This window comes from Henriciella sp. AS95, from assembly GCF_038900055.1.
Classification (GTDB): domain Bacteria; phylum Pseudomonadota; class Alphaproteobacteria; order Caulobacterales; family Hyphomonadaceae; genus Henriciella.
Map to the genome: position 1 here is coordinate 84,543 of NZ_JBBMQM010000001.1, position 24,889 is coordinate 109,431.

Here is a 24,889-nt window from a genome sequence, read left to right on the forward strand (position 1 = left end):
AAGGAGACGTGAATGTCCGATCCTGTAAACGACTATGCGCTGGACCTCATCTGGCGGAATGGCCGAACCTATAATGGATGGCTGGACAAACCGGTCCCTGAAACGCTGATCCGGGCCGTCTATGACCTCACAAAGATGGGGCCGACGAGCGCGAATTGCTGCCCGGCACGCTTCGTTTTCATCAATTCTCCCGAGGCCAAGAAACGGCTTTCGCCGCACCTCTCAGAAGGCAATCGCGACAAGACGATGAAAGCCCCATGGGTGTGTATCGTCGCGACCGACATGATGTTCCACGAGAAGATCCCGCAGCTTTTCCCGCACAATCCGGACGCCAAGGACTGGTTCGAGGACAAGGACACACGCAAGGACACCGCCGACCGGAACGGGACGCTTCAGGGCGCTTACCTCATCATGGCGGCGCGTGCGCTCGGCCTCGATTGTGGACCGATGTCCGGCTTCAGCCAGGACGGTGTCGACATGGAGTTCTTCTCCAACAAGGAAGAAACCAAGCATTGGCGCTCGAACTTCCTGGTCGCGATCGGCCATGGCGATGAGAGCACGCTCTTCCCACGCAGCCCGCGCCTCAGCTTTGAAGAGGCCTGCCAGGTCCTCTGATCTGGCGACGGCATGCTGACCCTCGGGATCAATACATCCGGGCCGGCCTGCGATGTCGCGCTGGTTGACGGGGGCGCCTGCCTTGCGGACGTTCAGGAGACGATGAGCCGGGGGCAGGATGCCCGCCTGCCCGCCATCGTGGCTGACTGCCTGCAGTCGGCCGATAAGTCATTTGCCGATCTTCAACGCATTGCCGTCGTGACAGGCCCTGGAAGCTTTACCGGGATACGCGTCGGCGTGGCCTTTGCGCGGGGGCTTGCGCTCGCGCTTAAGGTGCCATGCCTTGGTATCACCGCGCTGGAGGCCGCCTTGCCGGCCGGCCAGCAGGGTTCGGCCATTGTGCTGCTGCCCGCCAAACGCCGCCCGCCGGACATAACATACTGGGCACAGCGGTTTCGGACAGGGGAAGCGGTCGATACGCCCGAGGAAATCGGGCTGGACGCGGTTCAGGCTGAACTCGCGGCGCATCCGCACTTTGTTTATGGGTCGTCGCTGGACGCCCTGCAGAACGCCGCGCCGGAGCTTGATCTTCACGCCGCTGAGCCGACCGCGCGCCACGCTGCCAGCCTCGCAGAAAACCGTCACCCGACAGACGCGCCAGCGAGCCCGGCCTATGTCCGTGGCCCGGACGCTGCGCTGCCTGGCGGCAAAAGGCTATGAGCGACACGCCTGTCCGGCTGCTGACGCCTGAGGATGCGGCCGCCTGCGCCCGCATCCAAGAAGAGGCCTTCACCCATGGCGACAACTGGTCGGCCTGGGCGTTTCGGGATACGCTGAACCTGTCCACAACGCTCGGGCTCTGCACTGAGGACGAGGATGTGATGACAGGCTTTATTCTCCTACAGAAGACACCGCCTGACGCGGAAATCCTGACGCTCGCCATATCACCGGAGGTTCAGAGGCGCGGATATGCCAGCCTGTTGCTCGAGCGCGCCGTACAGCTGCTGGGCCAGTACGGTACGGATCGTCTCTTGCTGGATGTGGCCGCGGACAATGAAAGCGCTGTCGCATTTTACGAGAAGCATGGCTTCCTTGCCGACGGGCGTCGTAAAAACTACTATAACAGGGCAGAAGGACGGTCGGTGGATGCGCTGCTCATGTCGCGTGCTGCTGCTGGACACAACCACTAATCGAGGGCATGAGTCACAAATGGATCGTCTGGAAAAACTCTGCGCCGAAAAAGGCCTTCGAATGACCGAGCAGCGCCGCATCATTGCGCGCGTCCTGTCCCTGGCTGACGATCACCCCGATGCCGAAGAACTGCACCGCCGCGCCAATGCGCTGGACAGCTCCATCTCGCTGGCCACGGTCTACCGCACCGTGAAGCTGTTCGAAGAAAGCGGCATCATTGAACGCCACGAATTTCGCGATGGGCGGGCCCGCTTCGAGGAAGTGCCGGATGAGCATCACGATCACCTCATCGATGTGAAATCCGGTGATGTGGTCGAGTTCCACTCCGAAGAGATCGAGAAGCTTCAGGTCGAGATTGCTGAACGGCTTGGCTACAAGCTGGTCGATCACCGGCTGGAGCTTTATGGCGTACCGCTGAAGAAGGACTAGGCGATGCCTGCTGGCATAGAGCCGCCGTCAGCGCTTTTAAATACGCAAGTCCAACACCAGCGCCAACAGGTCTAGACGTGGATACTTTTTTTGATCCCCGCCAGACCGCCCACGCGCCCCGCCAGGAACTGCAGAACGGCGCCTTCGTGCCTTATGCGGAGAAGCCTGAACGTCTGGATGCGATCCTGTCTGTCCTGCCAACACCCCTTGCCCCGACCGATCATGGCGACGGCCCCCTGCGGGCGGTTCACACCAGCGCCTATCTGGACTTCCTTCAATCCATCTCGGCACAGTGGAAGGCAGAGGGGCGTGACGGCGATGCGCTGCCTTATGTCTTTCCGGTGAATGCCCCCATGCACGAAGACTTTGACCGCGTCGAGGCGAGGCTCGGGCGGTTCTGCTACGATATGGGAACGCCGATCACGCCGCAGAGCTGGGAGAGCGCCTATTGGAGTGCGCAGACGGCATTGAGCGCGCTATCGCACCTGTCGCGCGGAGACGATGAGCACGTTTTCGCGCTTTGCCGTCCGCCGGGTCACCATGCTGGGGCGTCCTATTGCGGTGGCTATTGCTTCCTGAACAATGCCGCGATTTCTGCCCAAGCGGCTCTGAACGCCGGGGCGGACCGGGTCGCAATCCTTGATGTGGACTATCACCATGGCAACGGCACGCAGGATATTTTCTATGAGCGGGCGGACGTGCTTGTGGCGTCCCTCCACGCCGACCCCCGCACCGACTATCCATTCTACTGGGGCCGCGCCGATGAAACCGGCAAGGCAAGAGGGGCGGGAACGACCCTCAATCTGCCTCTGCCCCAGGGCACACGGATCGATGCATATATGGCGGCGCTCGAAACGGCTCTGTCGACGATCGAAGCGTTTCGCGCTGATACTCTCATCGTGAGCTTTGGCGCCGATACGTATGAAAACGACCCGATTTCGCACTTCAAGTTTCATATGGACGATTATTCCCGCCTCTCAGCGGCGATTTCGCGTCTGTCCATTCCGACGCTCATCGTCATGGAAGGGGGATATGCCGTCGATGCCATTGGCGGTATCGTTTCAGGGTTTCTCGATGGCTTTGCGTCATAGCCACGCCTGTCAGCGCACACTAACACCAAGGCTGGCCTGATCTTGTCTTTTCAGGCATAAGCCCGCGCATGACTTCCGAGACTTCGCAAACCACGCCGAAGCGTCTGTTCATCAAGACGTATGGCTGCCAGATGAATGTGTATGACAGCGAGCGCATGCGCGACGTGTTGCGCCCGCTTGGCTACCAACCGGTGGACACGGCTGAGAATGCCGATCTCGTTGTGCTGAACACCTGCCACATCCGTGAGAAGGCGACTGAGAAAGTCTATTCCGAGCTTGGCCAGATCAAGAAGATGAAAGTCGCCGCTGGCGGCAAGATGACGATTGCGGTGGCTGGCTGCGTCGCACAGGCGGAAGGCGCTGAGATCATGCGGCGCCAGCCGGCGGTCGATCTGGTGCTGGGTCCGCAGGCCTATCACAAGCTGCCGGAGATGGTGGCGCGCGCCAGCCGGGCCGTGGGTGAGCGGCTGGAGACCGAATTCGAGACGCTGGAAAAGTTCGACGCGCTGCCGAAGACGCGTGAAGCCGAGGGCCCGACCGCGTTCCTGTCCGTGCAGGAGGGCTGTGACAAGTTCTGCACGTTCTGCGTGGTGCCTTATACGCGCGGCGCAGAGCTCTCGCGCCCGGTCGACGATATTGTTTTCGAGGCGCGCAATCTGGCGGCCCAGGGCGTGCGCGAAGTCACTCTGCTTGGGCAGAACGTCAATGCCTGGCACGGCGCCGCGCCAAAGCTCGAAGGCGGCAGCGAATGGGGCCTTGGCCAGCTCGCACGCCACATCGCGAAAATCGGCGGGATTGACCGCATCCGCTATTCGACCAGCCATCCGCGCGATATGGACGCCGACCTGATCGCGGCCCATGGCGACACGCCGGCCATGATGCCCTTCATGCATCTGCCCGTGCAGTCCGGCTCGGACCGCATTCTCAAGGCCATGAACCGTGGCCATACGGCGGAGCATTATCTCGACATCATGCGCCAGCTGAAAGCGGCCCAGCCTGACATTGCGCTGGCAAGCGACTTCATCGTTGGTTTTCCGGGTGAGAGCGACCAGGATTTCGAGGACACGATGAGCCTCGTGCGCGAAGTGAACTACGCCATGGCCTATTCTTTCAAATATTCGCCGCGCCCCGGTACGCCCGCCGCCGACATGTTCGGCCATGTGCCCGACGAAGTCGCAACAGAGCGGCTGCATCGTTTGCAGGCGCTTCTGTGGGAACAACAGCGCGCCTTCAACGCTTCCAAAGTTGGGCAAACCATACCTGTGCTCGTAACCGGCAAAGGACGCCTTGATGGACAGATGCATGGGCGCAGCCCGTGGCAGCAGGCTGTGCACTTCGATGCGCCTGCCTCAACCTATGGGCAGATCGTCGACGTGAAAGTCGTTGGCGCCACCCTTAATGCGCTCGCCGGAGAGCTTGTCCATGCGGTGGAGGCCGCCTGATTTGAAAGGCACCATCACCCGCCTCTACACGCCCAACAATCCCGATCAGTTGCCAGCTCTCTGCGGACCGCAGCATCGCAATCTGATGAAGCTGGAAATGGCGTTCATCGACGGAAAGCTGCAGGCCGAGAGCCAGGGCGGCAGCATCCGCCTGTCCGGCTCGACCGATGCCGTGGCGAATGCCGAAGCGACGCTGGCGGCTTTCGAGCGCGTGCTGAAATCTGATCCAGATGCTGGCGAAGACGCCTTTGAAGGCGCGATCGAACAGGCGCGCGCACCGGCGGAGTCGTATGGCTCCCTGTCCGGGCTGCGCGTTCCGGTCATGCCGCAAACCAATACGCAGGCGAAGTATATCGACTATCTGACCCGGCCCGGTACGGATCTCGTTTTCGGGACAGGGCCAGCCGGCACGGGCAAGACTTTCCTGGCTGTTGCCGCCGGGGCTGCCGAGCTTCGCAAGAAGACCAAGGAACGCCTGATCATCACGCGCCCCGCCGTCGAAGCGGGTGAAAATCTCGGCTTCCTGCCGGGCGACCTTGAGGAAAAGGTCGAGCCTTATCTGCGGCCCATCTGGGACTCGCTGAATGAGGTTCTCGGCGCTGACCATGTCGAGCGGATGCGCGAGAAAAAGATCATCGAGGTCGCTCCGCTCGCCTTCATGCGCGGACGCACCCTGAAAAACGCTTTTGTCATCATGGATGAGGCGCAGAACGCCACGATCGGCCAGACCAAGATGGTGCTGACCCGGCTCGGCCGCGACAGCCGCATGGTGGTGACCGGCGATCCGGGACAGGTCGACCTGCCGCCGAAGACACCATCAGGCCTCGCGCACGCGCTGAGGATTCTCGAAGGCGTCGAAGGCGCTGCCTTTGTCGAATTTACGGCTGCTGATGTGCGCCGCCATGCACTCGTCTCGCGCATTATCCGCGCCTATGACAAGGACGGAGAAACGCAAAAATGAGCATGACGCTCGATCTGCGCATCGAAGACGAGACCTGGACAACTGCCTGCCCCGATCATGAGAAAGCCTGCCTGGCTGCGCTCGAGGCAGGTTGCGCCATCACCGGCAAGGCCGGCGAAGTTGCGCTTCTGCTGACAGATGATGCAGAGATGCACCAGCTGAACAAGGACTGGCGCGGCAAGGACAAGCCGACCGACGTCCTGTCCTTCCCGGCCGATGAGATGGAAGCGCCGTTTCTGGGCGACATCGCCATAGGCTATGGCGTTTCGAGCTCGGACGCAGCTACTCGCAACATCTCGCTTTCCCACCACCTGACCCACCTCGTCATCCATGGGTATCTGCACCTTCTGGGGTATGATCACATGGAAGACACAGCGGCCGCCGAAATGGAGGCAATGGAAGTGCGCGCGCTTGCCAGCCTTGGCATCGCTGATCCATACTGCGCCCACTCCTGAGTTTGAAGGTAATGACCGACAGCACCGATCGAGAGACAAAGCGCCGCCCGCGATTATTTCCATTTGGCCGGCGGCGCGAATTGGCAGCAGAGCCTGCGCCCGCCACCGAAGAGCAGGCGCGCCATACGCCGCAACAATTACGCCTGAGGCTGGCGGAGTTCGAGGAGGGCCGCGTCGCCGATGTGATGGTGCCGCGCGCGGAAATCGTCGGCGTCGAACTTGGCACCGACCTGCCGGGCCTGATCCAGCTTTATGCCGAAGAGTCCCATTCACGCCTGCCGGTCTATCGGGAATCGCTCGATGATCCGATCGGTCTCGTCCACATCAAGGATGTGGTGGGAGAGGTCGCGCGCGGCGGTGACGGCATGGATCGTCCGCTGGAGCGCCTGCGCCGCGATGTGTTGTTCGTTCCGGCGTCGATGAAGCTCGCTGATCTTCTTGTGAAAATGCAGACAAGCCGGATTCACATGGCGCTCGTTGTGGACGAGTATGGGGGCACTGACGGCCTCGTCTGTCTGGAAGACCTGATGGAAGAAATCGTCGGTGACATTGAAGACGAACATGACGAAGAACCCGCCATGGTGATCCGCCGCGGACGCCATGCCTGGGAGGCAGATGCGCGTATGGAAATTTCCGATTTCGAGGAAAAGACGGGGCTCGACCTCGATATTCCCGATTCCGATGTCGACATCGACACGCTCGGCGGCGTGGCCTTCGCGCTGGCGGGCAAGGTCCCTCTGCGCGGGGAAGTGCTGCGTCACCCGACCGGTGCGGATATCGAAATTCTTGACGGCGACGCCCGGCGTATTGAGCGGCTCGTCGTACGGCGGCTTCCGCAAGAGGCGTCGGCTTGAGCGAGCCAATCCGCAGCCACGGCTTCACAGCACTTGGTCCGCTGCATGAAGCGCTCGCCAAATTGCGAGGCTGGGCGGCGCTCGGCTTTTCAGCGCTGCTAGGGGCATTTGCGGCTCTGGCCTTTGCGCCATTCCACCTGACGCCAGCCCTGATCATTTCGGTGACGGGTCTTATCTGGATGATGGACGGGGCTCGCGGTCAAACGCGCTGGGGCCGTGCTTTATTCATGCGCGGCTGGGCGTTCGGCTATGGGTTCTTTCTCATCGGCATGTACTGGACGGCCTCGCCCTTCCTGATCGAGCCGGAAAAGCACGCCGTTTTCATATGGATGCCATTGATCGCGCTTCCGGGCGGAATGGCCCTGATCTGGGGGGCTGCCACAGCGCTTGCCGGCACATTCTGGTCCGCTTCGCCGTCGCGGGTTTTCATCTTTTCTGTCTTCATGGCGCTGGCCGAACTGGTGCGCGGCCATCTCTTCGGCGGCTTCCCATGGAATTTGTTCGGAACGACCTGGTCGCCGGGCGGAGCCCTGTCGCAGGCCGCAGCCCTTGGCGGGGTCTACTGGCTGACGCTCATTACGCTGTTCATCTGCGCCGCGCCTGCCGCCCTGGTCGATACGCGCGACGCCCGCGGCGTAATAGGCCGGGCCTTTCCCGTTGTGGCCGCGGTGATCCTTGTCGGGTTCGGCTGGGCCTGGGGCGCCCAGAGGCTGGCGACGCCGCCCGTCATGTCCGAAAATACGGTCGTGCTGATGGATGCCGGCATCCCCCAGGCGGACAAGTATATGGGCAATGGCGAAAAGGTGCTGGCGCGCTATGGCGAATTCCTGCGCGACATCGAGAGCGACCCGAACGACATCATCATCTGGCCGGAAGGGGCTTTGCCGTTTGACCTTCTGGCGAATACCTACGCGCTTGACGTGATATCGGCCTATCTCGGCAACCGGACGCTGATTGTCGGAACGACGCGTCGCAGCCTCGATGGTGCCGAGGGCGTCTACAATAACAGCATCGCCGTCCTTCAGACCGAAGCCGGTCGGGCCGAGCTGATCAGGCTCTACGACAAGCATCGTCTGGTGCCCTTCGGCGAGCTTCCGGCGGCCGAAATCATCCCGTTCGGCCACTCCCTTTCAGGCCTTCTGCCCGGCGCCATGCAGCAAATGGCCAAGAACGGCTTTGAACCGGGAAGTGAGCCGACCGTTCTGTTTCCGCGTGACCTGCCACCCTTTATCTCGTTGATCTGCTATGAGGCCCTCTTCCCCGAAATCACCCGCAAGGCGGGACCGCAGCGCGATCAGGCAAGATGGATCGTCGTGGTGTCGAATGATGCCTGGTTCGGGTCCGGCATGGGCCCTGCCCAGCACTATGCCCAGAACCGGTATCGCTCGATCGAGACGGGCTTGCCCATGGCGCGCGTTGCGAGCCGCGGTGCAACAGCCGTGGTCGATGCGTTTGGGCGCGAAACTGCCAGGGGCCAGCGCGTGTCCGGGGACCCTGATGGCTGGGTCTCTTCGGTCGTGCGAACCCCGCTGCCTGCGCCGGTCATCAATGCCGATGGCATAGCCACCACGCCTTACCAGCGTTTCGGCCCTGCCCTGTTCTGGCTGACCCTCGTTCTGTTCAGCGTTCTGGCTTTCACGAGCTGGCGTCGATAGGGTCCCAGGAACGCAGCAATTTCCGGACTCTTCATGTCAGACAGCAAGCTTCCAAGTCGCATTGACCGCCTTATCGGACAACGCCTTCGTTGGCGACGCAAGGAATTGAAACTGACTCAGGAGCAGCTCGGCGAGACGCTGGGCCTGACCTTTCAACAGGTCCAGAAATACGAAAAGGGCGTGAACCGCATTTCGGCGGGCCGCCTGTATGAGATTTCCAGCGTTCTCGAAATTCCGGTTCTGTATTTCTACGAAGGGGCCGAGGAGTATCTGAGCCTGCCGGCGACGGGCCTGGCTGAAGAGTCCGAAGCAGCGCCTTTGCCGGAGATGGATCAGGAAGCGATGGAACTGGTCGCGGCCTTCCAGAAGATTGAAGACGAGACGCTACGCAAGTCGCTGCTGGCCACGGTCAAGGCCGCCGGCGCGGCAAGCCGGGCCAGCGAGAACAACTAGCGCGTCAGCGGACAGAGGATCCAGTGTGTCGACCCGCTGTCGAAAGCGGTCTGCATCGGCTGGCACGCCTCAAAGTCTGATTTGAGGTGATAGTCGCCCGCGAGACGCTCCAGCGCTTCAGGGCCCGATTCCTGCCCCCTAAACATGACAGCGAAGATCGCCCGCTCAGAAGCGTCAATCTCGGCCTGGATGAGCGGACGGTAATTGGCGAGCGCCGGCTTGCTCCAAGGGCGGGCGTCGCCATGGGTCAGCATATGCGCATCCTTGAAGGCCGGGGCTGTGAAGCCGGTAGGGTAATAGGACGAGAGGATGATGATCGCGTCGCTCACATCAACGCCTTCCGGGAGCTTCGTCCAGACATATGGCTCGCTCATGCTCTGCCATGGCACGCGGCGCAGGCGCTCGAAGCTGGTCGAGAGCAGGAGAGCCCCCATCAGCACCAACAAGGCGAGGCGAGGGCGCTCTTCATTCAGCGTCTTGGGCCAGACCAGCCACAACGCGCCCATCATCAGAACCGGTCCGATAATGTAGAGCCCCATCGCATAGCGCTGGATCGAGAACATCAACGTCCATACGGTGAATGTAACGAGGAAACCGGCGGCAAGCGCGCACAGGACGCGGTGGCGGGCGTCTGCCCTGCCCTGCCACAAGGCGCGGACCGAGAGGCCCAGGATAGCGAAGGCGGCGAGGTATCCGGCGAGCAGGCGGAAATCGCGGGTTGCCTGTTCATTGATCGGGCTGGCATCGAAGCTGAAGAAGATCGGGCGCACAACGCCTTCCCAGAAGGAGGCCGGCAGAAATTTCTCATCGCGGAAGGCGGTGTCAGGGCCGTAGGGCGAGCCGAACAGGCTGTTGAGGTTCGGGAAAATGGGATTACCGAAGCGCTCATACATTTCCCAGGCCCACCAGCCGCCTGTAACGATCGCGCCGGCCAGGCCGACCCCAGCGCAGACCGCTACGCCCTTCAGGCGGGACGCATGGTCTGGCGTGACGATGAGCACCGCCGCTGCAAAGCCGGCGACATAGACCGCATTGGTGAGCTTCAGGCCGAACATCAGACCGACAATGGCCGACGCCATGGCGAGCGATTTGAGGCTCGGCGATGGTCTGTCCACCGGCATCAGCAGGACGAAAGCGAGGATAAACCCAAGCGCGCCCCAATGGTCGTTGAGCACGCTGGAGAGCATCAGCATCATGGGTTGGCTGGCGAAGGAGACAAAGGCGATCACCATGAGCATGGCCGGCGACACATCGGCCTTCATGCGCCATGCGAGGCGCGCCAGCAGTGCGTAGAGCGCCGGCAGGATGGAGGCCTGCACAAGCCCCAGAAGCCCGATGGCAAGCGGGCCGGGCAGATGGCTGATGAACAACCAGACAATGGCGCTATGGATGGGATTGAGGAAGGAATGCATCTCGGACGGAGCGAGATCCTGGTCGAGACGGCCCTGCCAGAAGGACCAGCCATTCTGCAGGTGGTAGTGGGCAGCATCGAAGTGAGCATCGCGAGGCGCAATCGCCGAGAACACAAAAAACACAGCCATCCAGGCCGCCCAGACTTTCCAATCGACGCAGTATCTTTCAAAACCTGCCGCTTGAGCCTGCCCAGTTCTGCCGAAAGACGGTTTTTCAGCTAATGCAAAATCCCCAACACTCACCCATTCGCTCCTTCGGTCGCACGGGCGGTCGGCCCTTGTCAGCCAGACAGCAGAGTTTGGTTGATAATCTATTGCCCCGCCTGCGGGTCCCGGCCGACAAGGAGGCGCTGAAGACCCCGCTGCAGCTGTTCGAAACGGCGCCTCAGACGCTCTGGCTGGAGATCGGATTTGGCGGCGGTGAACATGTAAGCGCTCAGGCCGAAGCCAATCCGGACACTGGCATCCTGGCGAGCGAGGTGTTCGTGGAGGGCGTTGCGAAATGCCTGTCCGATATTGAGGAGAAGAAACTCACCAATGTGCGGCTCTGGGATGAGGATGTTCGCGAACTCGTCGCGATGTTGCCAGATGCCTGCCTCGACCGGGTGTTCATTCTCTTCCCTGATCCCTGGCCGAAGAAGAAGCATCACAAGCGGCGCATCATCCAGCCCGACTTTCTGGACGCACTGGCACGGGTCCTGAAGCCGGGGGCGGCGTTACGCTTTGCGACGGATGTTCGCTCTTACGCTGATGAGGCCCTGCACCGCTTCCTGCAGCATCCGGCGTTCATCTGGCAGGCGGATCGGGCCGATGACTGGCGCGTCCCGCCAGCCGATCATTTCACCACGCGATACGAGGTAAAGAAGCTCGGCGACATCGATCCGGTGTTTTTTGAATTTAACAGAGATGGTTAGCGCGAGCTATGAAACTCCATTTGAAGACCGATGCGTTTTCAGGCATAATAGGTCTATCGAATATACGGTCGGTCTGATTTTCAAGGCCCCGTCTGACCGACGGTATTGACTTCAACTCCCCGTTACTTCGAGACCCTTCGCGACCGTCCACAAGGTGTGGGCCCGGCGCGGGGAGAAGACTGGAGTAGCCACTATGGCAACCGGAAAAGTAAAATGGTTCAACGACCAAAAAGGCTATGGCTTCATCAAGCCGGACGCCGGTGGTTCGGACATCTTCGTCCATATCTCTGCGGTTGAACGCTCGGGCATGCGCACCCTCGCCGAGGACGCCGCCATTGAATATGAGCTTCACACCGATGAGCGCCGCGGCAAGACCTCGGCTGTTGACCTGAAACTTCTCTAGACAAAAGCGCCTGATCTCACTATCTAGGCGCCAAGTCGAAAAATATCGGCGGCGGGTCCGGCAACGGGTCCGCCGCTTTTCTTTGTCCCGGAGACACGTTGTACCTTGATCGCGCTTACGCAGCAGGAAAAAACCATTCTCGCCATGATTGAGCCCGTCGCTGACGGCCTCGGCATGGAGATTGTGCGTGTTCGCCTGATGGGCGGACGCCGCCCACTGCTGCAGATCATGGCCGAGAAAAAAGGTGGCGCACCGACCAATGTCGAAGATTGCGCAGACCTTTCGCACGGTATTTCCCCGGTGCTGGAAGCGGCTGATCCGATCAGTGAGGCGTACAGGCTTGAAGTGTCGACGCCAGGCATTGATCGCCCGCTCACCCGTGAGGGCGATTTCGGCCGCTGGGTCGGCCATCTCGCCAAGGTGGAGCTGGCCATGCCGATCAATGGTCGGCGGCGCTTTCAGGGTGTGATACAAAGAGAAGACGAAAATGGCGTGGCGATCGAGCTCGATGATGAGAGCGAACTGGTTGCCCAGGTCCATGAGATGTCCAAGGCCAGCCTCGTGCTCACAGATGAGCTGATCGATGCGGCCAAGGCGAGCGGCGGTCTTCCGCCCCAGCCGGATGATGAGAATTTCTCCGGTCTCGAAGTCGATGAGACCGAAGACGATGACAATAATGAAGAAGAAAGTGGAGCATCAAGATGAGTGCAGTCGGCGTATCAGCCAACCGGCTCGAAATCCTGCAGATCGCCAAAGCGGTTGCTGAAGAAAAAGCAATCGACAAGTCGATCGTTATTGAAGCCATGCAGGAAGCCATCGAGAAAGCTGCCAAGTCCCGCTACGGCCAGGAGCACGACATCCGCGCCCTGATCGACGGCGATACGGGCGAACAGACCCTGTGGCGCATCCAGACCGTCGTTGCCGATGATGAAGTTGAAGATCCTGCCCAGCAGCTTGCGCTGTCTGAAGCCAAGAAGATCGACGACAGCTACGACATCGGAACCGAGATCAAGGAAGAGCTGCCACCGTTCGATTTCGGCCGCGTGGCCGCCCAGACGGCCAAGCAGGTCATCATGCAGAAGGTGCGTGATGCCGAACGCGAGCGCCAGTATGAAGAGTACAAGGACCGCGTCGGCGAGATCATCAACGGCATCGTCAAGCGCGTCGAATATGGCCACGTCATCGTGGACCTGGGCCGCGCCGAAGGCATTATCCGCCGCAATGACGGCATTCCGCGCGAGAACTTCCAGCCGAATGACCGCGTGCGCGCCTATCTCTACAAGGTCTCCCGCGAGACGAAGGGTCCGCAAATCTTCCTGTCGCGTGCGCATCCTGACTTCATGGTCAAGCTGTTCGCCCAGGAAGTGCCGGAAGTGTATGACGGCGTCATCGAAATCCGTGCCTGTGCCCGTGATGCAGGTTCGCGCGCCAAGATCGGCGTGATCTCGAATGACAGCTCGATCGATCCGGTCGGCGCCTGTGTCGGTATGCGCGGTGCGCGTGTACAGGCCGTTGTCGGCGAACTGTCGGGCGAAAAGATCGACATCATTCCATGGAATTATGACGCGGCGACCTTCATCGTGAACGCGCTGCAGCCGGCCGAAGTGTCGAAAGTGGTGCTCGACGAGGATGAGCAACGCGTCGAAGTCGTTGTCGCTGACGATCAGTTCCCGCTGGCCATTGGCCGGCGCGGTCAGAATGTGCGTCTCGCGTCCCAGCTGACCGGCTGGCAGATCGATCTCGTCACCGAGACCGCCGATTCCGAGCGTTATCAGCGTGACTTCCAGCTGCGCACCGAGCTCTTCATGAAGGCGCTCGACGCCGATGAAACGCTGGCCCAGCTGCTGGCCTCTGAAGGCTTCGAGACGGTCGAAGAGATCGCCTATGTCGCGCCAGAGGACTTCATCACCATTGATGGCTTTGACCTTGAGGTCGCAAACGAGATCCAGGAACGCGCCCGCGAATATCTGGAGAAACTCGCCGCCGAGCAGGATGCGCGCCGTAAGGAGCTTGGCGTCGACGATGCCATGATGGAGCTCGACGGCATGAACGTCGCCTTCGCCGTGAAGTTCGGCGAGAATGATGTGAAGTCCGTTGAGGACGTTGCTGGCCTGGTGCCGGACGACATCACTGGCTGGCGTGAGCCTGGCCCGGACGGCAAGCCTGTCTTCCAGGAAGGTATCCTGAAGAAAGGCGAGATGCGTAAGGATGAAGCTCAGCTCTTCATCATGCGCGCCCGCGTTGCTGCTGGCTGGATCGAGCCGGAAGCGCTTGCAGAACTCGAAGCGCAGATGGCCGCCGATGCCGAGGGTGAAGCAGCGAACCTGTCTGAAGAAGAACGGGCGCTGGCAGCGCTTGGTGAAATCGGCAAGGTGACCGAAGAAGCCGAAGAGCTTGCCGAAGAAGAGCTGATCTTCGACCTCGACGCGCTTGCTGCCGAGGGTGAAGAGCCAGAGGACGGCGATGATGCCGATCCAAAAGAATGAGCCCCGACGGCGCCTGAAGGCGTCCAAGAAAAAGGACACTGGCGGGCCCGTCCGCCAGTGTGCCGTCACTCGTGAAAGCCTCCCGCAGGAAGAGCTGATCCGTTTTGTCCGCTCGCCGGATGGCGTGGCCGTTCCCGATGTGTCGGCCAAGCTGCCGGGTCGTGGGGCGTGGCTGGAGGCTGATCGCGCTGTCGTGCAAAAGGCCATCAAGACGGACGCCCTGTCCCGGGCCTTCAAAGCCAAAACACCAATGGCTGAGGGCGTTCTGGAGCTGATCGAGGCGCAACTTGTACAGCGTTGCGTGGGTCAGTTGGGCATGGCGCGAAAAGCAGGTGCAGTCGTTCTTGGATTTGACCAGGTTCGTGCCTATTTAAGAAAAGATGCGCCTGGCTATCTTCTGGAAGCAAGCGATGGCAGTGAAGATGGCCGTAACAAGGTTCATTTTCTCGCCAAGGCGATGTATGACAGCCCCAAAGTAGCGGGTGCACTAACATCTGCTGAATTGGGCATGGCCTTCGGTAGGGAGCGTGTGATACACGCCCTGCTGCAGGAAGGCTCGCTGTCGGACTCGTTCGAGACCGCCTATAGGCGACTGACCGGGTTCAGGGCGGCACCGGAAATTGACTGGTTCTCTGGTCGGGATCGGTAAGACTAATCGGCTTGGGAAAGGCCCTAGCCGTACAAATATGTAGGTATATGGAGTCGCATGAGCGATACGAAAGACAAAGGCAATACAGGTGGACGCAAGCCACTGACCGTTTCCCGCGGATCAAGCGGCACGGTCAAGCAGAGCTTCAGCCATGGCCGCTCGAAGCAGGTCATCGTCCAAACGAAGAAGCGCAAGGTCGTGGGTCCTGGTTCCGGTCAATCCGGCGGCGGATCGAAGCCTGCTGCGAAGTCGCCTGCGTCCTCTGGTAATCAGCCGTCCAAACTCGCTGAAGCCGCCCGCAAGCTCGGGATCACGGAAGAAGAACTCGTTGCGCGCCAGAAAGTGCTGCTGCAACGCCGCGAGGCTGAAGCCAAACAGAAAGCTGAGAAAGAACGCCAGGAAGCGGCTCGTGAGCGCCTCTTGTCCGAACAGGAACGCAAGGTCCAGGAAGACAAGGAACGCGAAGAGGCTGAAGCTCGCCGCAAGGCTGAGGAAGAAGAGCGCAAGGCCCGCGAAGAAGCTGAAGCCAAGAAGAAAAAGGCTGAGCCGCGCGCACCACGCGATGATCGCAGCGCAAGTACTCCTGCAGCTCAACCCGACATCCCACTGCCGGAGCAGACGCAGGGCCGTAGCAAGAAATCCCGCAAAGGCGGCGGTGATCGTGACTTTAACGATGGCAGCTCGTCTCGCGGACGCGGAAACGACTCCAAGCGTCGTCGCGGTAAACTGACCATCGCCAGCGCGCTTGGCGATGATGGCGATCGCCAGCGGTCCCTCGCTTCTGTGCGCCGCGCTCGTGAACGCGAACGCGAACGCCGCCAGTCAGGTGATGAGCAGCAGGAAAAAGTCTCCCGCGAGGTGACCCTGCCTGAGACGATCACCCTTCAGGATCTTGCCCAGCGCATGAATGAACGCGTCGCTGACGTCGTGAAATACATGATGCGCCAAGGCGAGATGATGCGGGCCAACGATATCGTCGATGCCGACACCGCCGAACTCATCGCCGAGGAATTCGGCCACACGGTGAAGCGTGTGTCCGAATCCGACGTCGAGATTGGCCTTGAAGGCACCGATGACGATGAAAAAGACCTGAAGCCGCGCGCACCGATCGTGACGGTCATGGGCCATGTCGACCACGGCAAGACCTCACTGCTCGACGCCCTGCGCGAGACCGATGTGGTGGCTGGCGAAGCCGGCGGCATCACGCAGCATATCGGCGCCTATCAGGTTCAGGTGAAATCTGGCGACAAGATCACCTTCCTCGACACGCCCGGCCACGCGGCTTTCTCTGCCATGCGGGCCCGCGGCGCCAACGTCACCGACATTGTGATCCTGGTGGTCGCAGCCGATGACGGTGTCATGCCGCAGACGATCGAAGCGATCAAACACGCCAAAGCGGCAGAAGCGCCGATCATCGTGGCGGTCAACAAGTGTGACAAGCCTGACGCGCAACCGGACAACGTCCTCACCGAACTGCTCCAGCACGACATCCAGGTCGAAGCCATGGGCGGCGACGTGCAGGCGATCAAAGTCTCTGCGCTTGAGAAGACCGGTCTTGATGAACTCAATGAAGCCATTTCGCTGCAAGCGGAAATTCTTGAGCTCAAGGCAAACCCGAACCGCGAAGCCGACGGCATTGTCGTCGAGGCCCAGCTCGACAAGGGCCGCGGCCCGGTCGCAACTGTGCTGGTCAATCGCGGCACGCTGAAGCGCGGCGAGATCGTCGTGGCCGGCAAGCAGTGGGGCAAGGTGCGCGCGCTCATCAACGAACGTGGCCAGCAGCTGAAAGAAGCCGGACCGGCTGTTCCAGCTGAAGTCCTCGGTCTTGATGGTGCTCCTGAGCCAGGTGACATGTTCAATGTCGTCGATTCCGAAGCCCGCGCCCGCGAGATCACCGAGTATCGTCAGCGCATGGAGCGCCAGAAGCAGGGCGTTGCCTCGTCCCGTGCATCGCTCGAATCGCTGATGAACAACCTCAAGGACGGCGTCGAAGCCTCCGAACTGCCAATCGTCGTCAAAGGCGATGTGCAGGGTTCGGTCGAGGCGATCACGCATTCCCTGGAGAAGATCTCGACCGAAGAGGTTCGTGCCAACGTGATCTACGGTGCCGCTGGCGGTATCTCCGAAAGCGACATCCTGCTCGCGAAATCATCCGGTGCGCCGGTCTTCGCGTTCAACGTCCGCGCCAACAAGCAGGCCCGCGAACTGGCCGAGAAGGAAGGCGTGGAGATCCGCTACTATTCGGTGATCTACAATCTGATCGACGATGTGAAAGACACGCTGTCAGGCATGCTGGCACCAGAGAAGCGCGAGAACTTCATTGGTTACGCCGACATTCTGGAAGTCTTCAACATCACCAAGGCTGGCAAGGTTGCCGGTTGTAAGGTGACCGAAGGCGTCGTGAAACGCGGCTGCGGTGTCCGTCTGCTGCGCGACGATGTCGTCATTCACGAAGGCAAGCTGAAAACGCTGAAGCGCTTCAAGGACGAAGTTGCAGAAGTCACGTCCGGCATGGAATGCGGCATGGCGTTCGAGAAGTACGAAGATATTCGCGAAGGCGACAAGATCGAGTGCTTCGAAGTCGAGATGATCGAGCGCCAGCTGGACTAGCCTGGCCGAACCAAAATCAAGCGTGATGAAGCCGGGAGATTTCCCGGCTTTTTCCATTTGCGGTTAAGACTCATCTGATTAAGTCGCGCCATGCCTGTCAGCCAGCTTGAATTCCCCGACATGCCCACCGGGGCATCACCGATCACCGTCACGAAGATCAGCGGCATGCTCCGCGAGAAGGACGTAAAGCGCCTCGTCTCCAAGACCCGCAGCGCCAATATCGGGCCGACGGCGCTTTACTATGCTGGCGTGACCGCGCCGGTGATCTCATCCGGCGTCGCCCTCACGGTCAGAACCATGATCGACAGCTCCGGCATGACCACTTACTGGATCTGGCTGATCTCCTCTTTCATCGCCGCCATGTCCGGGATTTGCTGGTATTTGATCTTCATGCGCTGGTCCTACCGCCACCATGATGGCCGCGCGTCCGAAGTTGATACAGAAACAGCCATTGACCTGATGCCCGAGGGTATCCACATCCGACGAGGAGAGGTCGAAACCCGGATCGGATGGCGTGCGGTCGAGTCTGTAAAGCAGACGCGACGTGACACACTCATCACATTCTACGGGGCCGGCCCGCTACTGATCCCGAACCGCTGGTTCGGCAAGGACAAGGCTGCTGCCCAAGCCTTCAGGGAGCAGCTTCAGGAAGGACTGACACATGGCACGCAACTCAAAAGGAGGCCGTAACGCCTCATCGAACGAGCCCTCCCAGCGCCAGCTGCGCGCCGGCGAACTCGTCCGCCATGCCCTGACTGATATTTTCATACGCGAGGAGTTTCGCGACCCGGCCCTGCACGGCGTCAATATTACGATTGGCGAAGTGCGGACATCTCCGGACCTCAAGCATGCGCATGTCTTCTGCTCACCGCTTGGCGTGACCGAACCGGCCGCTCAGGACGACCTGGCAAAAGCGCTCAATCGCGCCTCGGCCTTCATCCGTGGCAAACTTGGCAAGAATATCGAGATGAAGTTCACGCCGCAGCTGCATTTCATTGCCGATCATTCCTATGACGATGGCGCGTACATGGATTCGATCTTCAACAGGCCGGAAGTCCGGCGCGACCTCGACTGAATAAAAAGGCAGGCCAGCGCGAAGCCAGCCTGCCAAGAGATGTGCGCTGCTCAAACCGGAAGAGATTGAAGGTCCGGAAAGGCTGGTGCGTCCCCCCACAAGTGCGCGGTCAATCGATCGCGCGCCAGCGGAGATTCGCCGCCACCTGCCTTCAGCCCCGTCTCAAAGTCCCCACAACAAGACGCCCGAAGCAAATAACGACATTCCATCAATGGCTCGATATTAATCCGGGCTATTGTACAGAATCGACATTATGAACTTTTTGACAGCTGCCTCGTTCAGTAATGGGGACAGCAGTGAAGCGCGCAGACCGGGACGCAATTTTCATGATGCAGATGACCTATCGACGACCGGGAACGGGTGTCCGTGACCTTGTCGGCAGCTATTACTGCGCGGTTGTCCCGCAAGCCGTTGAAGATGTCATGCGGGCCGAAATTGCAAATGTTCGATTTGTCCTGGAAGGCACGGCCTATACGGGCATCAGCGGAGACGAACAGGCTTGTCCAGCCGGCTCGGTTCTTCTGTGCGGGCCCACACAGAGATGGAGTTCGATCCGGTTCGACCCGGGCACCCGCATTTTTGGCGCCGCCATCACGCCAACGGGCTGGGCCCGCATATTCGACGTGCCGGCCTATGATCTCTCTGACCAGTTTTGCGCGCTGAGTACTCACATACCTGCCGGTCACGAGGCGAAAATTGAAGCCGTGCTCACTGCCGAAGACCATGATGCACGCTCCGATGCTGCCGACACGCTCTTCGCAGCGCTGGACAATCCCGGGCGCAAGATCAACACCGCTTTCCTCGATGCCGTCGCGGTCTGGCTGACCGACCCGGAGCCGAATGAACTTGAAGATCTATTAGCAACACTGGACCTGTCACCGCGCCAGATCGAACGCCTGACCAAACAGTATTTTGGAAGCTCTCCCAAGAAACTTCACCGCAAATTCAGGGCCCTCCATGCGGCCAACCGTCTGGCCTGGGACGAGGCGAGAAGCTGGCAGGAGGCCGCGACGACCGCCTATTTTGACCAGTCGCACTTCATCCGGGAATTCAAGGAATTCAACGGCCGTACACCGCGCGAGTTCATCCAGGGCGCGCATCTGCTCGTGAGACAGACGCTGCATGAACGCCGCCAGATAGAGCACCATTCGCCTTATAGCCTGGTTGGGTAATCAGCGGCAATTACGTTGGTTTCGACCAGAAGTACGCTTCAAAACGGGCCAATAACTAAGTATTGGCCTAAAATTTATCTTGTCACTAAAACGCTATCCGTGAATAAAGAAAATAGTGGTTGGGGACAATTATATGAAAATACTTTGGAGCGCATTTGGCGTGATAACTGGCTCCATGTCCATTTCCTCCTTTCTGGCGCAACACAGTGAGCTGGACCTTCAGGGCGTCTTCCGGGAATTCATCAATTTTTATCGAGAGATATCGTCATTTGCATTTGGGTGGGCACCGTCGCTGGTCGGCGTCTCAGTTCCACAGTGGCTTTGCGATGCGTGGACGCTGAGCTTCGTGCTGACCGCCGCAACGTTTCGTATGATCCACTACGACTATGCATCTCGGGGTATTCTAGATTACCATCACCGACCCCCGATCACTGTGTATCTATTTCATTCGTTGACTTTTCTAGGAATTATAAATGCGCTCTTTTATTGCGTTCCGATGGTCAAGCGTAGCCCTATATTGCGAACGGACCCAAGAATAGGCCAACGAGTTCCCGCCCCGTGTTATAAGTTTGCGGGGTTCTATTTCCTTAAATCCGACGCCTATTGGTTCGCCACACTTGGCTCTATCGCCGGAATGGTCGTTCTATTTTTCATCGCTTCGGCTTACGGCCCATCCGCTTATGGTTAATGGCCATGGGTCGATCTCGAAAAACAGCTCAATAATAAACTTAAAGGCCGAGTATGTCAGAATCCTATGTCACCGTTGAAACCACGTCGTCCAAAGAAGTGGTCTTCGACACCATCGTTGGTATTTTCAAAGACTCGTTCGCGCGATCGATAATGTTCATTAATTACATGGCGCCTCGAGTGATCGATGGCTCGGAGATCTGCAAGAATGCCAGGATAGAAGCATTAGTTCAAAATGGCAGAAGTGATATTTGGGTGCCCGGTCGTATTCACGGCTTTAGCAAAGAACTCTTCGCAATCAGGTTTTCGTTTGAGAGCACAGCTTTTCACGTCGATGGGAATGTTGCCCAGCCAAAGGCCGAAAAAGGCCGACGTGCCGAATTTGGGTTTTTGTGTAAAGACGGCGCAGGGGGCAATTGCGACCTTGAGATAGGCGTGGATCTAGAAAAGAAACTGCTAGGCGGCGTCAAAGCAAACCACCTCGTTTTAGAGATAATCAAATTCTTGCGTTCTCAAGGCTTAACCATCAAGGATCTGCCGCCATACTTCTGAGAAAGGTGGAAATTCCCCTTCCTACTCCACCGGCCGCTCATTATCGAGAAGGTCTTCCTCGCCCGTGGCGGCGCGTTCCTCGTCTACCTTTTCAGTGATGTGGTCGTCTGGGCGTACATCCAGGAGCTGGGCTTCGGCCTCCACGTCGCTGGCAGATGGGATACGCGTCGGCGCTGGCTGCGCTGAAGGCTTCGCGGATGCGTCTGAGGCCGCCTCTGTCAGCAGCGCCGGGACATTGCCATCGAAGCGCAAGCGATAAATCGGCTCAGGCAGGGTGAAGCCGTCTTCCTCCAGGGCGTCTTTCGTGGCCCGGATGGCGAGACTGCGCGCCTTGTGGAACTCCGCTTCGGACTGGTTGAGCCAGCCCATGAACCGAATGACGATATTGCTGTCGCCGACCGCCTTGATATGAGCGTCCGGTTTCGGCTCGCGAAGGATGAAATCAAGCGCGCCCATCGCTGCAAATCCACATGCCATGGCGGCGACGGGATCGTCATTGGCGTCAACACCCAGTTCGAACTCGAAGCGGCGCTCAGGGTTGCGCGTATAGTTGAGGATGATGGCTTTGAAGACCGTGGAATTGGGAATCCGCAGATGATTGCCGTCCAGCGTCATCAGGATCGTGGCGCGTGAGGTGAGGCGAACCACCTTGCCCTCATGCTCATTGATCAGGACGTGGTCATTGGCGCGGAATGGCTGGCGCAGCGACAGCATGATTGAGGAGATATAGTTCTCGACCGTGTCACGTACGGCAAAGCCGATCGCGAGGCCGATGACACCGGCGCCGCCGAGGATCGCCCCCATCAATGCTGTTGCGCCGACAAGATTCAGCGCGACGACCAGGCCGACAATCAGCGCAATGAAGCGGATCGCCTGAGCGATAATTTCGACCAGGAAAGGATTTGGCGCGAGCCGCTTCCAGAGGAATTTCCAGCTGGCGAGCAAATGCCCGACAATCCAGATGATGATGAAGACAGCCAGGGCCAGCCCGATCAGCGGCAGGGCTTCCCAGCCGCGGCGCAAACTATTCTCCAGATTGGCGATGGCGGGCGACAGGGAGGTTTCCACCGCAAGACTGCGCTCAACCGCATCTTCAACCGTGACGACGCCTTCAAGGCGCGACGCGATCGCGACGGCGCGGACGCCGTCGCCTTGCTGGCTGACAGTGCCGGATAGCGAAACCACGCCGGCATTGACCTCAATGACGATGTCTTCGAGCCCGCGAATTTCGGAGAAAATATCAGACAGGCGCGCGGCGATGGCGCTATCTGAAATGGTCCGTTCGGCGGCGATAGGCTCGCTCGGTTCGCTGACCGGTTCTTCCTGCGCAATGGCGGGCGCCGCCAGAGCGGCGAGCAGGAGCGCGAATAGCAGATGTCTAAGCGTGTGGACCATTCCATAGCGAAATACCTGAAACAGCGTCGCAGTTCCATCTTTACGACTTGCGCGAACAATCAGCGCGCGCGAGAAGCGCTGCGATGGCAGGTCTTCTTACACTTTTCTTGCTCGCGCTCGGCCTTTCGGTAGACGCGTTTGCGGCCGCGCTCGGAAAAGGCGCCGGCGACAAGCAGAGCGGTCTCCTCGCGGCGCTGAAGACCGGCGCGGTGTTCGGCGCGATGGAAGCGCTGATGCCACTGATCGGTTATGCGGTCGGGATCGCTGTGGCCGACCAGGTCGCCAGCGTTGATCACTGGATCGCCTTCGTCCTGCTGTCCGCCGTTGGCCTGCACATGATCTGGGAAGTGATCCGTGGAGAGGTGCAGCACAGCCCTGAAGCCGCTGTTGAAACCGTTGCGCCGGACATGTCGGGCAAGGGCCCGAAATGGATCCGGCTGGTGCTCGCCGCCTTCGCGACCAGTATCGACGCGCTGGTGGTCGGCGTCAGCCTTGCCATGATGAGCGTGAACATCATCCAGGCGGCCATCATCATCGGCGGGGTCACCACCGTAATGGCAACGATTGGCGTGCTCATCGGACGCAAGGCCGGCGAATGGCTGGGCAGCTGGGCGGAGGCCCTGGGCGGGATCGTTCTCGTCGGTATCGGCGCACTGATCCTGTATCAGCACCTGACCGGCGCGGCCTGATCTGCATCCATTGCCGGTTGACGGCGCCCTACTCGCGCAGTAGCCCGGCAACCGATCCAAGACCGGCCAGCGTCCGAACCGCTGCCGCCCGGCCCTGAAGGAGATAATCAATGGCACGCAAACGCAAAGGCCTGCCGGTTCATGGCTGGCTCAATGTCGACAAGCCCGTGGATGTGACGTCAACGCAGGTCGTTGGCATTCTGAAACGGCTCTTCAATGCGCAGAAATGCGGCCATGGTGGCACGCTTGATCCGCTCGCCGACGGCATCCTGCCCATCGCCTTCGGGGAAGCGACAAAGACCGTTCAGTGGGCGATGGACGCCGACAAGGAATATGTCTTCACCGTCGAGTGGGGCCGTACGACGCGTACACTCGATGCCGAGGGCGACGTGGTGGCCACATCCGATGTCCGCCCGACGCAAGAGGGCATCGAAGACGCGCTGGAACAGTTCGAAGGCGATATCGAGCAGGTTCCCCCGAAATATTCCGCCATCAAGGTCGATGGGGAACGCGCCTATGATCTCGCCCGCGATGGCGAAGAGTTTGAGATCCCGTCTCGCAAGGTGACGGTGTATGAAGCGCGCCTGCTGGAGATGCCGGACGCCGACCATGCCGTCATCCATGTGCGGTCCGGCAAGGGCTTTTATGTTCGGGCACTGGCCCGTGACCTCGCCGCAACGCTTGGCTGTGAGGGGCATGTCTCGCAGCTGCGCCGTATCCGGGTGGGCGTGATGCACGAAGGCGCCGCCGTGAAGCTGGCTGACCTTGAGGATATGGAGCGCGACGAGTTGCTGAAGACGCTGGCGCCCATCGAGGCCGTGCTGGACGACGTGCCGGAAGTGGAAATCAGCGCCGACGATGCCGCGATGATCCGCCAGGGCCGTGATATCATGCTGATGCCACACGTCGTCGAGCAGTGGCGGCTGGAAAAGAACCCCGAACCCGACAACCGCCTCGCCCTCGCCATGGACGGCGACGAAGCGGTTGCGATGGGGGAAGTGCGCGCAGGGCGGTTCCAGCCCAACCGCGTCTTCCAGATGGGCTAGCTGGCTTTTCCGGCCAGATAGACGGTCTGCGTGAATGTGTTGTCCTGAAGCGGGTTGTGGAAGGTGACCGGCTCGCTCCAGGCGCTCTCAAAGACATTTGCCATTCGCGCTGTGAAGGCCTCGTCCTCTCGGGCATCTGACCACAGGCCCATGACGCCGCCGGGTTTGAGGTGGCGGGCGAGTTTGGCGAGGCCGTCTTCGCTGTAGAAACTGCCGCTGCGCTCATCGAGCAACCAGTCCGGCGTGTGGTCGATATCGATCAGGATCGCGTCCTTTGGTGCGCCGAAGCCCTGATCAGAGGCGGCCAGTTCAAAGAAATCGGCTTGGCGGAGCGTGCAGCGTTCATCGTCCAGCAGCGGCGGGTCGAGCGGAACGAGGCGTTGCTCATGCCACTCGATGACGGGGGCGAGGAAGTCGACCACTTCGAGCGTGCGCACATTGGGGTTTTCCAGCACAGCCGCCGCCGTGTAGCCGAGGCCAAGACCGCCAACGACCACGTCCCAGCCCTGCTCCGGCGCCTCGCCAAGCGCGGCGAGGCCGAGCTTCGCCAGAGCGATCTCGGACGCGGTGAAGAGGCTCGACATGAGATGCTCATCACCGAGCAGAACCTCCCACACATCCTGCTTCAGCGACAGGATATGCCGGCGGCGCAGGCTGACGGCCCCGATGGGCGTGACCTGATAGTCCAGTTCTTCAAAAAGACGGCTCATGCG

The 24,889-nt window shown here is 60.1% G+C and carries 26 protein-coding genes; 23 read left to right on the plus strand and 3 right to left on the minus strand.

The features are described 5' to 3' along the window. Nucleotides 1-12 precede the first annotated feature (12 nt). The 11 genes from WNY37_RS00480 to WNY37_RS00530 all read left to right on the plus strand — a co-directional run bounded on the left by WNY37_RS00480 (nt 13) and on the right by WNY37_RS00530 (nt 9,086). The gene (locus tag WNY37_RS00480) at nt 13-615 is read left to right on the plus strand and encodes a malonic semialdehyde reductase (protein ID WP_342971490.1); all 603 of its coding nucleotides are present in this window, start codon (nt 13-15) and stop codon (nt 613-615) included. Between the two features lie 12 nt (nt 616-627). Continuing rightward, nucleotides 628-1,275 (plus strand): tRNA (adenosine(37)-N6)-threonylcarbamoyltransferase complex dimerization subunit type 1 TsaB, encoded by a 648-nt coding sequence (gene tsaB / locus WNY37_RS00485; RefSeq protein WP_342971491.1) that lies wholly within the window; start codon nt 628-630, stop codon nt 1,273-1,275. Then, nucleotides 1,272-1,745 carry a ribosomal protein S18-alanine N-acetyltransferase gene (gene rimI / locus WNY37_RS00490; RefSeq protein ID WP_342971492.1) on the plus strand — a complete coding sequence of 158 codons (474 nt, stop codon included), beginning with the start codon at nt 1,272-1,274 and terminating at the stop codon, nt 1,743-1,745. Before tsaB ends, rimI begins: the two co-directional genes overlap by 4 nt. Nucleotides 1,746-1,764: 19 nt before the next feature. After that, nucleotides 1,765-2,175 carry a Fur family transcriptional regulator gene (locus WNY37_RS00495; protein WP_342971493.1) on the plus strand — a complete coding sequence of 137 codons (411 nt, stop codon included), beginning with the start codon at nt 1,765-1,767 and terminating at the stop codon, nt 2,173-2,175. Between the two features lie 77 nt (nt 2,176-2,252). Then, nucleotides 2,253-3,266: a histone deacetylase family protein gene (locus WNY37_RS00500; protein ID WP_342971494.1), complete on the plus strand. Its 1,014-nt coding sequence runs from the start codon at nt 2,253-2,255 to the stop codon at nt 3,264-3,266. 68 nt (nt 3,267-3,334) lie between these two features. Continuing rightward, the gene (gene miaB / locus WNY37_RS00505) at nt 3,335-4,708 is read left to right on the plus strand and encodes a tRNA (N6-isopentenyl adenosine(37)-C2)-methylthiotransferase MiaB (RefSeq protein WP_342971495.1); all 1,374 of its coding nucleotides are present in this window, start codon (nt 3,335-3,337) and stop codon (nt 4,706-4,708) included. After that, nucleotides 4,689-5,669 (plus strand): PhoH family protein, encoded by a 981-nt coding sequence (locus WNY37_RS00510; RefSeq protein WP_342971496.1) that lies wholly within the window; start codon nt 4,689-4,691, stop codon nt 5,667-5,669. Before miaB ends, WNY37_RS00510 begins: the two co-directional genes overlap by 20 nt. Continuing rightward, the gene (gene ybeY / locus WNY37_RS00515) at nt 5,666-6,124 is read left to right on the plus strand and encodes an rRNA maturation RNase YbeY (RefSeq protein ID WP_342971497.1); all 459 of its coding nucleotides are present in this window, start codon (nt 5,666-5,668) and stop codon (nt 6,122-6,124) included. The genes WNY37_RS00510 and ybeY overlap by 4 nt, the downstream gene beginning before the upstream one ends. Before the next feature lie 80 nt (nt 6,125-6,204). Continuing rightward, the gene (locus WNY37_RS00520; RefSeq protein WP_342971498.1) at nt 6,205-6,978 is read left to right on the plus strand and encodes a hemolysin family protein; all 774 of its coding nucleotides are present in this window, start codon (nt 6,205-6,207) and stop codon (nt 6,976-6,978) included. Further along, nucleotides 6,975-8,633 (plus strand): apolipoprotein N-acyltransferase, encoded by a 1,659-nt coding sequence (gene lnt, locus WNY37_RS00525; RefSeq protein ID WP_342971499.1) that lies wholly within the window; start codon nt 6,975-6,977, stop codon nt 8,631-8,633. Before WNY37_RS00520 ends, lnt begins: the two co-directional genes overlap by 4 nt. A 33-nt stretch (nt 8,634-8,666) precedes the next feature. Further along, nucleotides 8,667-9,086: a helix-turn-helix domain-containing protein gene (locus WNY37_RS00530; RefSeq protein WP_342971500.1), complete on the plus strand. Its 420-nt coding sequence runs from the start codon at nt 8,667-8,669 to the stop codon at nt 9,084-9,086. Here WNY37_RS00530 and WNY37_RS00535 read toward each other — a convergent pair. Next, nucleotides 9,083-10,627: a hypothetical protein gene (locus tag WNY37_RS00535; RefSeq protein ID WP_342971501.1), complete on the minus strand. Its 1,545-nt coding sequence runs from the start codon at nt 10,625-10,627 to the stop codon at nt 9,083-9,085. The genes WNY37_RS00530 and WNY37_RS00535 overlap by 4 nt on opposite strands. 92 nt (nt 10,628-10,719) lie before the next feature. On the opposite strand from WNY37_RS00535, the gene trmB reads away from it, so the two are divergent. The 10 genes from trmB (at nt 10,720) to WNY37_RS00585 (ending at nt 21,046) form a co-directional block, all read left to right on the plus strand. Beyond that, a complete protein-coding gene (gene trmB / locus WNY37_RS00540; protein ID WP_342971502.1) occupies nt 10,720-11,412 on the plus strand; it encodes a tRNA (guanosine(46)-N7)-methyltransferase TrmB in 693 nt (230 codons plus the stop codon). A 193-nt stretch (nt 11,413-11,605) separates the two neighbouring features. Continuing rightward, nucleotides 11,606-11,815: a cold-shock protein gene (locus tag WNY37_RS00545; RefSeq protein WP_084392751.1), complete on the plus strand. Its 210-nt coding sequence runs from the start codon at nt 11,606-11,608 to the stop codon at nt 11,813-11,815. A 105-nt stretch (nt 11,816-11,920) separates the two neighbouring features. Continuing rightward, a complete protein-coding gene (gene rimP / locus WNY37_RS00550; RefSeq protein WP_342971503.1) occupies nt 11,921-12,520 on the plus strand; it encodes a ribosome maturation factor RimP in 600 nt (199 codons plus the stop codon). Next, entirely contained in the window at nt 12,517-14,301 is a 1,785-nt protein-coding gene (gene nusA / locus WNY37_RS00555) for a transcription termination factor NusA (RefSeq protein ID WP_342971504.1), read from the plus strand. Before rimP ends, nusA begins: the two co-directional genes overlap by 4 nt. Then, nucleotides 14,279-14,950 carry an RNA-binding protein gene (locus tag WNY37_RS00560; RefSeq protein WP_342971505.1) on the plus strand — a complete coding sequence of 224 codons (672 nt, stop codon included), beginning with the start codon at nt 14,279-14,281 and terminating at the stop codon, nt 14,948-14,950. The genes nusA and WNY37_RS00560 overlap by 23 nt, the downstream gene beginning before the upstream one ends. A gap of 57 nt (nt 14,951-15,007) precedes the next feature. Continuing rightward, nucleotides 15,008-17,560, plus strand: a complete 2,553-nt coding sequence (gene infB / locus WNY37_RS00565) for a translation initiation factor IF-2 (protein ID WP_342971506.1) — start codon at nt 15,008-15,010, stop codon at nt 17,558-17,560. 90 nt (nt 17,561-17,650) lie between these two features. Then, a complete protein-coding gene (locus tag WNY37_RS00570) occupies nt 17,651-18,250 on the plus strand; it encodes a YcxB family protein (protein WP_342971507.1) in 600 nt (199 codons plus the stop codon). Further along, nucleotides 18,222-18,635, plus strand: coding sequence for a 30S ribosome-binding factor RbfA (gene rbfA, locus WNY37_RS00575; protein ID WP_342971508.1), 414 nt, complete (start codon nt 18,222-18,224; stop codon nt 18,633-18,635). Before WNY37_RS00570 ends, rbfA begins: the two co-directional genes overlap by 29 nt. 326 nt (nt 18,636-18,961) lie before the next feature. Beyond that, nucleotides 18,962-19,807, plus strand: a complete 846-nt coding sequence (locus tag WNY37_RS00580) for a helix-turn-helix domain-containing protein (protein ID WP_342971509.1) — start codon at nt 18,962-18,964, stop codon at nt 19,805-19,807. A 741-nt stretch (nt 19,808-20,548) separates the two neighbouring features. Then, nucleotides 20,549-21,046, plus strand: a complete 498-nt coding sequence (locus tag WNY37_RS00585; protein ID WP_342971510.1) for a hypothetical protein — start codon at nt 20,549-20,551, stop codon at nt 21,044-21,046. Nucleotides 21,047-21,067: 21 nt separating this feature from the next. Here WNY37_RS00585 and WNY37_RS00590 read toward each other — a convergent pair whose 3' ends face one another. Continuing rightward, entirely contained in the window at nt 21,068-22,441 is a 1,374-nt protein-coding gene (locus WNY37_RS00590) for a mechanosensitive ion channel domain-containing protein (protein WP_342971511.1), read from the minus strand. Between the two features lie 83 nt (nt 22,442-22,524). Here WNY37_RS00590 and WNY37_RS00595 point away from each other — a divergent pair, with 83 nt between their 5' ends. Beyond that, entirely contained in the window at nt 22,525-23,130 is a 606-nt protein-coding gene (locus tag WNY37_RS00595) for a manganese efflux pump MntP family protein (RefSeq protein WP_342971512.1), read from the plus strand. A gap of 110 nt (nt 23,131-23,240) precedes the next feature. Further along, nucleotides 23,241-24,176, plus strand: coding sequence for a tRNA pseudouridine(55) synthase TruB (gene truB / locus WNY37_RS00600; RefSeq protein WP_342971513.1), 936 nt, complete (start codon nt 23,241-23,243; stop codon nt 24,174-24,176). Here the strand turns inward: truB and WNY37_RS00605 are convergent. After that, nucleotides 24,173-24,886 (minus strand): spermidine synthase, encoded by a 714-nt coding sequence (locus tag WNY37_RS00605; RefSeq protein WP_342971514.1) that lies wholly within the window; start codon nt 24,884-24,886, stop codon nt 24,173-24,175. The two genes, truB and WNY37_RS00605, sit on opposite strands and share 4 nt — an antisense overlap. Nucleotides 24,887-24,889: the final 3 nt, after the last annotated feature.